Source organism: Bacillus sp. ILBB4, assembly GCF_035064545.1.
In the GTDB taxonomy this organism is placed as follows: domain Bacteria; phylum Bacillota; class Bacilli; order Bacillales; family Bacillaceae_H; genus Priestia.
Genome location: NZ_JAIQVD010000003.1, coordinates 135,993 through 148,200, shown reverse-complemented (window position 1 = coordinate 148,200; position 12,208 = coordinate 135,993). Strand labels below are relative to the sequence as shown.

General features: G+C 35.6%; 16 protein-coding genes. 7 read left to right on the top strand and 9 right to left on the bottom strand.

Annotated features, from left to right (window positions below; all coding sequences use genetic code 11):
* Nucleotides 1-139: 139 nt before the first annotated feature.
* Complete coding sequence (locus tag LAV82_RS12660; RefSeq protein WP_013058148.1) at nt 140-442, top strand: hypothetical protein; 303 nt, start codon at nt 140-142, stop codon at nt 440-442.
* A gap of 456 nt (nt 443-898) precedes the next feature.
* Here LAV82_RS12660 and LAV82_RS12655 read toward each other — a convergent pair whose 3' ends face one another.
* Complete coding sequence (locus LAV82_RS12655; RefSeq protein WP_318331161.1) at nt 899-1,225, bottom strand: antibiotic biosynthesis monooxygenase family protein; 327 nt, start codon at nt 1,223-1,225, stop codon at nt 899-901.
* Nucleotides 1,226-1,450: 225 nt separating this feature from the next.
* Here LAV82_RS12655 and LAV82_RS12650 point away from each other — a divergent pair, with 225 nt between their 5' ends.
* The gene (locus LAV82_RS12650) at nt 1,451-2,275 is read left to right on the top strand and encodes a hypothetical protein (RefSeq protein ID WP_499716198.1); all 825 of its coding nucleotides are present in this window, start codon (nt 1,451-1,453) and stop codon (nt 2,273-2,275) included.
* A 61-nt stretch (nt 2,276-2,336) separates the two neighbouring features.
* Here LAV82_RS12650 and LAV82_RS12645 read toward each other — a convergent pair whose 3' ends face one another.
* Nucleotides 2,337-3,794: a S8 family serine peptidase gene (locus tag LAV82_RS12645; protein ID WP_499716197.1), complete on the bottom strand. Its 1,458-nt coding sequence runs from the start codon at nt 3,792-3,794 to the stop codon at nt 2,337-2,339.
* Nucleotides 3,795-4,050: 256 nt separating this feature from the next.
* On the opposite strand from LAV82_RS12645, the gene LAV82_RS12640 reads away from it, so the two are divergent.
* On the top strand, nt 4,051-4,917 hold the full coding sequence (locus tag LAV82_RS12640) for an alpha/beta fold hydrolase (protein WP_499716196.1): 867 nt from the start codon (nt 4,051-4,053) through the stop codon (nt 4,915-4,917).
* Between the two features lie 227 nt (nt 4,918-5,144).
* On the opposite strand, the gene LAV82_RS12635 is transcribed toward LAV82_RS12640, so the two are convergent.
* The 3 genes from LAV82_RS12635 to LAV82_RS12625 all read right to left on the bottom strand — a co-directional run bounded on the left by LAV82_RS12635 (nt 5,145) and on the right by LAV82_RS12625 (nt 6,445).
* Nucleotides 5,145-5,540, bottom strand: a complete 396-nt coding sequence (locus LAV82_RS12635) for a sensor histidine kinase (protein ID WP_499716195.1) — start codon at nt 5,538-5,540, stop codon at nt 5,145-5,147.
* Nucleotides 5,468-6,046 carry a histidine kinase dimerization/phospho-acceptor domain-containing protein gene (locus tag LAV82_RS12630; RefSeq protein ID WP_499716194.1) on the bottom strand — a complete coding sequence of 193 codons (579 nt, stop codon included), beginning with the start codon at nt 6,044-6,046 and terminating at the stop codon, nt 5,468-5,470. Before LAV82_RS12630 ends, LAV82_RS12635 begins: the two co-directional genes overlap by 73 nt.
* 87 nt (nt 6,047-6,133) lie before the next feature.
* The gene (locus LAV82_RS12625) at nt 6,134-6,445 is read right to left on the bottom strand and encodes a hypothetical protein (RefSeq protein WP_499716193.1); all 312 of its coding nucleotides are present in this window, start codon (nt 6,443-6,445) and stop codon (nt 6,134-6,136) included.
* Nucleotides 6,446-7,012: 567 nt separating this feature from the next.
* Between LAV82_RS12625 and LAV82_RS12620 the strand changes: the two genes are divergently transcribed.
* From LAV82_RS12620 to LAV82_RS12610, 3 genes are read left to right on the top strand one after another with little or no spacing between them, the layout of a single operon-like run.
* Nucleotides 7,013-7,495: a DUF2975 domain-containing protein gene (locus tag LAV82_RS12620; RefSeq protein WP_098580287.1), complete on the top strand. Its 483-nt coding sequence runs from the start codon at nt 7,013-7,015 to the stop codon at nt 7,493-7,495.
* A 29-nt stretch (nt 7,496-7,524) separates the two neighbouring features.
* A complete protein-coding gene (locus LAV82_RS12615; RefSeq protein WP_013058153.1) occupies nt 7,525-8,004 on the top strand; it encodes a DUF2975 domain-containing protein in 480 nt (159 codons plus the stop codon).
* Nucleotides 8,005-8,014: 10 nt separating this feature from the next.
* Nucleotides 8,015-8,233: a helix-turn-helix domain-containing protein gene (locus tag LAV82_RS12610; RefSeq protein ID WP_013058154.1), complete on the top strand. Its 219-nt coding sequence runs from the start codon at nt 8,015-8,017 to the stop codon at nt 8,231-8,233.
* 274 nt (nt 8,234-8,507) lie between these two features.
* Here the strand turns inward: LAV82_RS12610 and LAV82_RS12605 are convergent, their stop codons facing one another.
* Together LAV82_RS12605 and LAV82_RS12600 are read right to left on the bottom strand one after the other, a co-directional pair.
* Nucleotides 8,508-8,927, bottom strand: a complete 420-nt coding sequence (locus LAV82_RS12605) for a GNAT family N-acetyltransferase (RefSeq protein WP_098580288.1) — start codon at nt 8,925-8,927, stop codon at nt 8,508-8,510.
* A gap of 222 nt (nt 8,928-9,149) precedes the next feature.
* Nucleotides 9,150-9,992 (bottom strand): LysR family transcriptional regulator, encoded by an 843-nt coding sequence (locus LAV82_RS12600; RefSeq protein ID WP_499716192.1) that lies wholly within the window; start codon nt 9,990-9,992, stop codon nt 9,150-9,152.
* 117 nt (nt 9,993-10,109) lie between these two features.
* On the opposite strand from LAV82_RS12600, the gene LAV82_RS12595 reads away from it, so the two are divergent.
* A complete protein-coding gene (locus tag LAV82_RS12595; protein ID WP_029323246.1) occupies nt 10,110-10,853 on the top strand; it encodes an SDR family NAD(P)-dependent oxidoreductase in 744 nt (247 codons plus the stop codon).
* 86 nt (nt 10,854-10,939) lie between these two features.
* Here the strand turns inward: LAV82_RS12595 and LAV82_RS12590 are convergent, their stop codons facing one another.
* Nucleotides 10,940-11,659 (bottom strand): nucleotidyltransferase domain-containing protein, encoded by a 720-nt coding sequence (locus LAV82_RS12590; protein WP_499716191.1) that lies wholly within the window; start codon nt 11,657-11,659, stop codon nt 10,940-10,942.
* A 169-nt stretch (nt 11,660-11,828) separates the two neighbouring features.
* Nucleotides 11,829-12,134 carry a hypothetical protein gene (locus tag LAV82_RS12585; protein ID WP_013058159.1) on the bottom strand — a complete coding sequence of 102 codons (306 nt, stop codon included), beginning with the start codon at nt 12,132-12,134 and terminating at the stop codon, nt 11,829-11,831.
* Nucleotides 12,135-12,208: the final 74 nt, after the last annotated feature.

Sequence of the window (12,208 nt, the reverse complement as noted above, 5' to 3'; positions counted from 1 at the left end):
ATTTTAAAGATATCGACTTTTTTATAGCAGTTCTTCCATACAAATAATTTACAATGTAAAAAGAGTTTGACATTTTTGGAACTGATGCTACAATAATAAATGTAAAATACTTTTTACATTTATTATAAGGAGGAGTAGAATGGATTGGGTTAAAATTGTGTATTCATTCATCCTGTTAGTTTGCGGAATTTTGATTTTTGTTTCATCATCTTCGCGAAAAGGTGACGAAAGAAAGAAGTTTATCAGCACGAAGGCTCAATCATATTCATTTATGATCGTTATTGGTGTACTAATTTTAGATGTTGTAGAGTCCATTTATCGGACTTTTCAAGGGAAAAGTTCTTATGATGGCAATGGCATTTCGCCGTTAATGTTTCTAACGACAATTTCAGTTGTATATTTTATAACATTTCTTATGTACAGAAAAAAATACGGTGATTAACTTCGCAATTTTATTATAAAATTGCGAAGTTAAGCTAATTTTTCCCGGTGAAACGATAAATATAATTTCCCTTTATAATTAGCTTTTGACACAGCCTCTAGATGACATACGATAGTAAATGAGCCTGTTATAAGTACTTTTATTAAAAAGGAATAACTAGACCTCCTACTGAGGTTTTTTTTATGCACTTCTAAACATTTCTATGATATTAAACTTAAAATAAAACATCTCCCTTAGCTAAAGTCAGGAGATGATATTACAAATGGTGAGTTCATTAGCGTTTTCTTACTCTCTATTCTGTCTCTCAAGTAATTCAATGATTCTATCATTTTGTTTGACAACCGTTCTTAGCTTTACTTCTAATGAACATAAAGTGATAAAAACGGCTATAAAACCTATAACGCCATAAAACATAACGGCTTCTTCCCTTTTTTAAAACAATCAACCATATACGCCCTACATCTCAAAAAAGCTATGTCTTTCCACTTTACAAACCCTAAGCGAAAACGTTTGATACCATTCTGTTTTCCCTTTGTGCTGTGCTGCGCGGTGAGCTGAATGTTCTTTCCATATTTTGATTGATTCTAAGGAATCCCAGTATGAAATGGTAATGCCTAAATCTTTGTCCCTGGCACTTTCTATTCCTAAAAAGCCTTTTTGTGCAGAAGCAAGCTCCACCATTTTGTCTGCCATGATTCCATAACCCTTCTCCCCTTCTGTTCTTTCAGAAGCAAAAATAACGGCATAATAAGGCGGTTCGGGGGTTTTGGCAATTCCAGTCATATTGATTTCCTCCTTTAGAAGTCACATTAATAGTATAAGTACATGGTTATTTTTTTCTATTATATTTATCTTCTTTCAGCACTACTTTTATGAATTCCATTATAATACTTTTTTTAGTTTATCTATACGAAATGTAACATTTAATAGTATATAAAGATAAATATTCCATTTATATGATATAGTTTTTATACGTAAGTAATAAACAAATAGAAATGGAGTTTCAACATGAGGAGCATAAGCAAGATAACAACAGGGACCATTACGATAGCTTTGGCGCTTGGATTAATGGGGTGCAGTCCTACACGTTCAAACAATGAAAGCATAGATGGAAGCGAGGCAAAAAAAGAGCTGGCCATAGAGCTGAAATTTCTGCAAAACGAGTCCGAACGCTTAATCAATAAAGACGGAAAGATAGAAGATAAAACGTTTCAAAGCTACAAAAACGATTTTAACCTACTGTCTGCGTCTATTAGTAGTACAACAAAAATGGAAACACAAAGTGATAGGGAACTAAAAGAAAGCATAGCGCAATTAAAAAGAGATGTAGATGCATTAACAGAAAAAGAATATGTAAAATCCTATAAAAGATTTAATTCAAGCAAGACTATCTATGAAGTTACGCTCATGAACAATATGCATGACATTATAGATGCAACAAAAGATTGGGATGAAGACCATAACGAGTTGGCCTTATTTGATAATAAACATATGCGTTCTTCTAGAGCACAAATAAAAAAAGATATGGGACCTGCGATTGATCATATTAACACCGTATCTAAATATAAAATAGAGCTCATGCAAGACGAAATCCAAAAGCATCGCGATAGTTTCACCAAGCTGCAGCTCGAACAATTAAAAAAAGCCACTCATAATTTTGATTTGTCTCTCAACGATCAAATTAAATCGATTCAATTCTATAAATCTATAAGTGGAGATTATAATGTAAGCAGAGACCTTAGCTATAATTCCTATGATAAATATACAAATGCCTGTGTATACATTACCGACTTTGAATCTAATTTAGGAATTGCCAAGGCCGGTGAATTTTAAAAAAAGCCTTTCTAAAAAATTATTTTTAGAAAGGCTTTTTTTGCTGTATTTATTACAAGCGCTAGTTCTTTATATCTTTTAACGCTCTATAGGCATTTGCTTCTCCTGAACCAAATAAAGCGTCGTGTCCTTTTTTTCCATAGTCAAAAGCTGTTTGCTTAATACGTGCTGTTACTTGAGCGGGTTTATACTCAGGATGAGCTGCTTTAAGAACTCCTGCAATTCCAGCTACTTGAGGAGTTGCCATGGAAGTACCGGCGTTTAACTCATAGGAAGTTCCTAAATACGTAGGCCATGTACTCAGAATTAAATTACTTGGATCAGCCGCTGCAGGATCATTGGTTTTGGCATATTTCTCTCCAAAATCCCCTCCTGGAGCCGCCACGTCAATGGCACTGTTTCCATAATTAGAGTAGAAAGCAAGCTTCTGAGTCGACCATTTTGTGGAAGCCGAAACATTAATCACTCCTGGCATTTGCGCCGGTACGACAGTTGCTGGCCCTTTGACACTTATACCATATGGTTCATACAAGGTATTTAAAAAGTCGTTTACTTCCTTTTTATTATCCAAATTTAAACTTTCGTTTCCGCTACCGGCTACGACCGTTACGCCATTTTTCACGGCATACTGAATGGCTCTTTTCCAAAGCAGCGTTTCAGCGATTGATTTATAACTTTCTCCTTCAATAGTCATCTTGTTATTATTATAGAAACGAAGAGACATATTAATAACATCTACTTTATCATTAGTTGCAGCAATAATTCCGTCTATAATCCAAGATGGCAGTCCTAGAGCTTGCTCTGAGTACAGTACGCGATAAGAACGTATTCCAAGTTCCGGTCCCACTCCCTTTACTTTTCCATTCGCTCCAATGATTCCAGCAACGTGCGTACCGTGTCCGTTACGATCTTTTATATCTGCAGGATCCCCTGTTTCCGATTCGTCCATTCCAGCCGGAACAAGATTACGTCCGCCTAGTATATTATCTTTTAAATCAGGGTGAGACTCATCAATACCGGTATCAATTACTCCTACCACTGCTTTATGAGTTGTACTACCATCTTTATTTTTATACCCGCCTGTTTCTACCTTATAAGATTTTCCGTCATTTGTCACTCGTTGAATATTCCATTGAGAGTCCCAATAATTCTCTGAATTCTGTGAGCTGATTATACTAGACTGATAGTTATAAGGACTAACTGCTGTTTTTTCCAAGCTTAGAGGAATTTCCCTGTTAGCAGCTTCGATTGAAGAATTTCCTTTTAAATTGTTAAGAAAAGAAGACTGTTCAGATTGAGCCTCTATTCCTCCTACTTCCGGCAGAGCTTTAGTGACTTTCCCACCAGCTTTTTGAATAATCTCTTGATAGTTGTCTGGTAATCCATTTTTAAAAGCAATTGCGTATGTGTTACTTATCTTTTCATCTTGACTCTTAGCTTGAGTAAGAACTCCGCCAACAGCAAACACTCCTGCTCCTACCGCAAGTGAAAGCACCGTATGTAGAATTTTTTTTTGCATATGCCCCTCCTATATATGGAAATATTTATCATATACTATCTTATTACATAACCTTTAAAATTCCAAGTTTTTCTAATAGATTACGATTATTTAAAATAAGACTTGATTTATATTTCACAAACAATAACCAAAATAAGGGTTTTAAAAGAGATTTATAGCTCATTTATTGTATAAGGAAAGCTTATTATTTGATACCTCAACTAATAAAGAGTAAAGTTTTTCTATAATAAAGGTTAAAAGCGAAAGGATGAGTAGGATGTTTAAAGATGGTTATGTAAAAGTGAATGATGTAAACCTTCATTACGTGACAAAAGGTGAAGGCGAACTAATGCTGTTTTTACACGGTTTCCCTTACTTTTGGTATACGTGGCACCATCAGTTAAAAGAGTTTTCTAAAGATTATCGCGTGGTAGCTGTAGATATGCGAGGCTATAACTTATCAGATAAGCCAGAAGAAATTTCTTCTTACAGCATGCCTCACTTAATGGAAGATGTAAAACAGTTAATTGAAGCATTTGGTGAAAAAGAATGTGTGTTAGTAGCACATGATTGGGGCGGCGCTGTTGCATGGGCATTTGCTTATACATATCCCCAGTATGTCAAAAAGTTTGTGATGTTTGATGCACCGCACCCTTATACATTTATAAGAGAGCTAGCTGAAAATCCTGCTCAACGAGAAGCAAGCAGCTATATGAGCTTTTTCCAACAGCCAAATTCTCAAGATGAGCTACTCGCGAATAATAGTGAAAAATTAAGAAAAATGCTGACGGAGCCGGGCATTAAAAAAGGCTATTTAACCAAAGAAGAAGAAGCTAAATATGTAGAGGCGTGGAACCAGCCAAATGCAATGAAATCCATGCTTAACTACTACCGTGCGTCTTCTCTTTATCCATTTGAAGAGCGCGTTCATAAACCTGTAGCCCTGCCGCATAAAGTATTTCAGTCTCCGACTTTAATTGTATGGGGAAATGCGGACGAAGCGTTTGAAAACAGTAATTTAGATGGCATTGAAGAGTACGTTCCAAATGTAACGATCCACCGCTTAGACGGTGTGGGACATGCGCCTCAACATGAGCAGCCAGAAAAAGTGAATGAATTTATGAGAGACTTCTTAAACAAATAAAATCGAAAAAGACTGCAAGGTGCGGTATACAACCGCTTTGCAGTCTTTTTTATAGATTATAAAGCATATTATCAACTATTCATTTCTATTATTGAATTATTTTTCAACGTTTCAATAGAGGTATACCGGGTATAAATTTTACTGTACAGATGCAGTCCCCCCAAAGGAACATGTACATTTCTTTCTTACTTACCCTTTTTTGAGCTCTCCTTTTGGAGGGTTCTTTTTTACGGTTTTACTTCTTTCCCCACCGGAAGAACAATCTTAAACAACGCTCCTCCCGTCTCTTTATTATCGGCCGTGATGCTTCCTCCGTGGTTTTTCACAATGGAATGAGCAATATAAAGACCGAGCCCTAAGTTTCCGTGGCCGCTTGCCCTTGACGCATCTTCTCTGTAAAACTTTTTAAACAGCTGTTCTTTGTTGGATAGTGTAAACCCAGGACCCGTATCATGTATTTCAAAGATTACTTCGTTGTGATGAATCGCGGTATTCCAAACTATTTCTCCGCGTTCAGGCGTGTAGCGAATACAGTTTGTGATGATATTATCTAACACTTGAGAAATGCGCTGAGGATCTCCGTAAAATTCGTTTGGCCCTTCTGTTTCACTAAGCGACGACACAAATGTAATCTCTTTTTTTGACATAAAAGCTGAAATTCATTTGCTTTCTCATGAACAAATGTGTTGATATTAATAGGCTCACTCTTTACGGCAAAGCCTGGATTTTCTATGACTGATACTTCTTGCAGCTGATTTAATAGTTGAATCGAACGCTGTGTATTTGTGTAGATCGTATGTAAATATCGACTAAGCCTCTCTGGGTCCTTTTTGCTTCCTTCTACTAAAATTTCGGTGTGACCGTGAATAATTGTAAGAGGCGTTCGTAAATCATGTGCAATCGCAGCCGTCATATCTTTGCGGTCTTCTTCTAGCTGCCACTGTTTAGCTAGCGATTGCTTTAATTCTTTTCGCATTTCTTCAAAGGCATGCAGCAGCTGGCTTAATTCTTTTGCGTCTTGAGTCACGGACAGCGAAAAATCCAAAGTATTATGCTGAATGTTTTTCGCGGCCGTCATCAGCTCGTTAAAAGGCCGTTCAATTTTTTTACTAAATCGTCTTTCAAACAAATAAGCAAACAAGTAAAAGTAAAGAAACGGACTGGCTAACAATAAAAACGTTACAAGCGCAACGATCCATTAATAAAAATAATAAGCTTACGGTTCAGAAATGCCATTCGCAATTGCTAGTAAAAAAATTAAGCCAGAAAGCAAAATAAAAAAGATACTGTTTGCTATAATGCTAAACCACACAACGCTCGGTTTTTTCGTTCGGACTCCTAAAACTAATGCCACAATAAAGCCAGCGTCTATCGCGAAAAACAGCCACAGCGGCATAGTCAAATCCCCGGTTTCATTTGAAAAAATTGAATTTTGTGGAAACAGCCAATTTGCAAAAAATACAACAAACGCAGCCGCCATCAAAATAACTGTCAGTAAAATCGGCTTATTTTCCTTTGGAATATTCATTTCAAATACCTCCTAGCTAAAGAAAATAATACCATATATTATTAGATAGAAATATACAGATTCCATAGTCTCAACACCAAAAAGAAAAAAGGACATAGATTTTTATTAACGGATTCTTTTCCGAGGGGCAAAATTTAATTTCATAATGCACTTTTAGCGTGAATTCATGTTTTTTATTTGCTTGGTATTACTTCTATATTTGCTATTTCCCCTTAAATTCAAGCAGGAATTCGCATAAAAATTCTCCAATATGGAAATAATTATTTGAATTTAACCGTGAATTATTTAGTGAGTTTTAAGGATATTATTTATTTTAAGTAGGTTCTTATATCTTTCGTTGTTGATTCACTTTATTAAACTGTTTGGAAGTTTTGTTGAACAAGTTGTAAATTTAACATTCTAAAGTAAGAGCATTTCTTTGTATTGAGAAATGCTTTTTATTTTGTTTAAAATTAAAAGGATATTTCAATAACAACAATAATATAATAAAAAACGATAATAATTTATTGTAAAACGATAAATTATATGTTAAATTCGTATTATTATTAAATAAGTGAGGTGTTTTTTATGAATGTTAAACGAGGTTCTACCACTTTCTTAAAGGTAATAATTTTTCTGATTGGAATTGCAGTGCTTGCCGCATGTATATTTTTGTTGCCTGAAGCAGCCAGAAGAGATGCTATAGAGCGTCCTGGTGATTATTCGTTATATCCACTTTTGGTATGTACATATGGAATATGTATTACGTTTTCTGTGGCGTGTTATCAAATTTTTAAACTTTTAACCTATATCGAAAAGAATAATGCTTTCTCTGAGTTATCTCTTCAATCTTTGAAGGTAATAAAAAAATGCACTTTTACTGTCATTTTCTTTATTTTGTTAGCAATAGTTTATTTAAGGGCGCATGCTCAATTCACAGGTGATGATGCAGCAGGTCCAATATCTCTAGGTCTAATGGGCATCTTGGCAACAACTATCATCGCAGCCATTGTGGACGTGTTTCAAAAACCTATAAAGAATGTCATGGATTCACAGCCAAAAAACAATTAACATTTCGAAATATAGGAGAGGTGTTTTTTATGAAGATAGCAACCACATTATTTTTGAAGATAGCAATTATTCTCATTGGAATTCTGGTTCTCACTTTGTGCATATTTCTAGTTCCTGAACTGGCAGATGCGGTAGCGGATTTCTTAGGTATTCATTCCATAAAATATATCATTTTCATCCTTTTATATGGAGGAACATTACCTTTTTACTTCGCCCTTTATCAAGCTGTTAAACTGTTGAGTTATATTGACAAGAACATTGCTTTCTCTGAATTGTCTGTTCGAATTTTAATGGGAATCAAATACTGCGCCATTTCTATCTGTAGTTTGCATGTCTTAGGTTTGCCCGTCTATTATCTCGTGGCAGATAAAGACGATGCCCCAGGTCTCATATTTGTTGGAATGGTCATTCCTTTTGCTTCGTTGGTTATCGCAGTTTTTGCTGCTGTTCTCCAAAGGCTTTTGCAAGAAGCGATTAACATAAAATCAGAAAATGATTTGACGGTCTGAGGTGGAGGATATGGCAATTATTATTAATATTGATGTGATGTTAGCAAAACGAAAAATGAGCGTAACGGAGCTTTCAGAGAGGGTTGGAATTACTATGGCGAATCTTTCCATTCTGAAAAATGGGAAAGCAAAAGCGGTTCGTTTTTCAACATTAGAAGCAATATGTAAGACTTTGGATTGTCAGCCAGGTGATATTTTGGAGTACAAAAGCGACGAAGACAATCAATAATAAAAGACAACAATTTTCTTCAACCATGAGGATTAGGTAGTGAAATTAAAATGAAGGGGCAGCTTAATTGCTGTCCCTTCTCTGCTTTTATTGATTGATTTATTTAATTAGAGAACTCGATTGAGAATTATATTGATATTGATAACAAAAAGTGTGATGCGATTTGCAATGTTTTCACCTCAAAAGGGAACACGTTAGACTTTTCTACGTCCTCTTTATTATTCATTTGGTACATACTCTAAAATGTCCCTTGGTTTACAATCTAACACATAACTTATTCTAAATATTCTTCCTCTAAAGCTGGGTTTAAATAACGAGCCATACCGGTTTTCATTTTACGAAATCCTGCTTTTCGATAAAACTCTTCATTTCCTGCTGTGGAAACAAGATGAACGCAGGAAATATCGTCAAGCTGAGCAAGCAGGTTTTCTATAATTTGCTGTCCAATTCCTTTATTCTGATAATGCCCGTCAACCACAACATCATAAATGGCAGCATTAAACACACCGTCTGAAAGAGCTCTGCCGAACCCTACTATTTTATTTTCATCATAAGCAACCGCTACTACATTGCTTGATTGGAATACTTTTTTAACCTTTTCTTCATCATGGTTCTTCCACCCGACAGAGCGGTAAATTTCTTTCATTCTCGACCACTCAACATTTTCTATAGAATTTGAAAAGGAAACCTTCATAGAATCTACTCCTTTTGTTTTTATATAAACTATTTCGGCCTCTAAGATACAAGTCCCTGGCATATCATCCATTTATCTTTCAAATCATGACGAGTATTCTGCTATAAAAAACATATATTCAATATATCAAAGTAGATTTTAAAAGGAGTAACATTTAATCACAATGTAGACAAAAATAAAAGTTCAAATCATATAGATTTGAACTTAAGATAAAAACTTGATTTATAAACTCTCTAAAAAATGAATAAACTTTTTAAGACTTTGAGAGCGCTGCTTCCCTTTCTTTACTACAAAATCAATATGAACGTCTTCTGAAAGCTCTTGGTATTCAATGCTTTTCATATCACCGCCAGATTTTACTACACTAGCGGGGACTACACTCATTCCAAGTCCATCACGAACGCCTTGTAAAATAGCTTCTAATGAATCAAATTCCATGATGTTGGCTTTATGTAGATGATGTTCTTTTGAAAACTCTAATAGTCTGTTTCTATAGATGCAGTTTCCATCACTATTGATGAGTAGCGTTGGTTGGTCTTTTTCTTCTCTAGCTTCATATAGAGGTGAGATAAGCACCATTTTTTCTGCATAGTGATAAACCGTTTCAAACTGAGCCTCGTTATAGGTACCGCTAAGAAAAAGTCCATCAATTTCTCCGTACGAAAGCATTTCTTGCAAGACTTGTTTTCTATCTGTTTTTATTTTAACTTCAATATCCCGATGTTCTTTCAGAAAAGATGAGAATAAAGAAGGAACTTTAGTAGCAGAAACCGTCTGCGAGGCACCAATGATCAAGGATCTTTTAAACTTATTCGGATTAACTTCTGCTTTAGCTTCCTCCATTAACAGTAAAATACGCTGGGCGTAGTTAAACAAAGCTTCCCCTTCATTTGTTAACGTAACTCCTCGATTCGTACGTATCAATAATTTGGTGTCTAATTCTTCCTCTAGATTTTTAATCCGCTGGCTAATATGCGGTTGAACATATCCTAATACCTCCGCAGCTTTTGATAGTGATTTTGTTTCTGCCACACATTTGAAAATTCGTAAGTCTTGGCTTTCCAATTTCAATTCCTCCGTTGATATCATTTTAAATGATACCGCTCTTAGTATTACCTATTATATCCTTTTTTCCATCGAAGATATAATAAAAGATGTTAAGAGAAAGGAAGGTTTATAGAAGTGAACAATTTTAAAAATAAAGTATTTATTATTACGGGCGGCGGCACTGGTATAGGCAAAGCAACGGCTTTAAAGTTAGCAGATAGAGAGGCAAAACTTGTGATAAACTACAGTTCCTCAGAAACAGAAGCTAAAAAAGTTGTGGAGGAGATTGCTGAAAAAGGAGGCATTGCGTTTGCTTTTAAAGCGAACGTAGCCAGTGAGCACGAAGTTAATAATATGATTGATCAAACCATTGCACAATTCGAACGGTTAGATGGATTAGTGAATAACGCTAGTATTACAGCTCAAATCCCCATGAATGACTTAGAGTCTGCAACTGATGATGTATGGGACTCCTTATATGATGTAAACGTAAAAGGTATGTTTCACTGTGTAAAAGCAGCCGTTCCACATATGAAAAAGCAAAAGTCAGGGGCGATTGTTAATGTAGGAAGCGTTGCGGGTACAACTGGAATCGGCTCGTCTATTCCCTATGCAGCGACAAAAGCAGCAATTCATACGATGACGAAATCGTTAGCGATTGCACTCGCACCACATATTCGAGTAAACTGCATCTCTCCTGGTGCAGTCGACACAAGATGGTGGTCTGGCAACGAAGATAAAATGTATCAGCTTGCAGGAAATTTACCTCTTCAGCGCATTTCTTCTCCAGAAGATATCGCAGATGCTATTCTGTTTCAGTTAAAACAAGAGTCCGTGACCGGCCAAGTGTTTACGATCGATAACGGACAAACTCTTTAAACATACGTAAATATTTCTAAAAAACAACTCCACTACTAGCAAGAAATAGTAGTGGGGTTATAACAAGCTCTCTGCTACTGATTTTATCATTCTTTCCCCAAGGAAAACCCTTCAAACAGCCGGCCTCCATGGGGTGCTAACACTTTATCGACTAGTTGAATTACTTTAACTTTACTCCCTGTTTTATAAAAGATTTCGAATGCCTCCACAAACTCTTTACTAAAGCTTTTATTGTAGTTATTCAAAGACCGTACAATCCATTTAGAATCCCCGATCCAATGACCGTTCGTTCTTAATACAAATTCATGCGTTATGTAAGCGAGCGTGTTAGCAATAAAAAGTGATTCACCTGTATTTGAAGAACCGATTAAATCATCTAAGGCATCACTTATAAAATATCTTTTTAATCTAATCGTCTCTTCCGGCCATTTTTCGGGACCTTTTTCTAGTAATTGTGCAGCTTCTTTTTTTATAGACTGAACAATCCCATTATCCACTAAAATAATTCCCTCGGAAATCATTCTTGGGAGTGACGGTCTAGCCCTCTTACAGTCGCTTTTAAAAAAGGCTTGGTATGAAGTCAGACTATGAGCAAAAACTTCAATTGCCCACCCCAATTCAATGAGTGACTCCCTAAAAGAAGAGGTGAAATTCTCATCAAAAATAACAATATCAAGGTCGGACGTATGTGTAGCTTCGCCTCTCACTACGCTTCCGGCGAGTAATGCACCTTGGCAATGAGGGTAATGTTTAAAAATGAATTGTGTAGCTGCTTGCAGCGGTTCTAACCTTTTTATCTCTTTCATCATATTCCTCCAGAAAATGATATATATTATTTTTCTGGTTAGAACGCGGAAACTCCTTTTAAAAATAGATTTGAATAAATATGTGATTTATAAGAAATTTCAGAATTTAATCTTTATTAAAATGCAAACATGGTGTATGATAATGAACAGCAGTTTTATGGCTGACAACTTAACTAGTTATCGGAGAAGGTTTTATTTCTTTAATTGTTTTGACGATAAACACAGGGACAGGCAGAAGGCTGAGTTTTCCTAATGAAGTAATGATGCGAATGTACTTCATTTCACCTTCCACATCAATTTCATCTCCGATATTCCAGCATTCCATTGATTTTTGACTAAGAACAGGAAGGATTTTCAGCACATCGCCATCAAAGGAGATGTTATCTTTCACCTCTAAAAAAGAAAGGCGATCCATTTTTTTATAGTGATGCTTTGGATATGTTCTTTTTTTAAATACTGTTCCCTTAATTCTCACTCAAGTCACCTTCTCTTTTTTATCAGATTATTCCTTCCGCTTTGCTGTAAACAAGAGAAGAAAAAAATGATGGT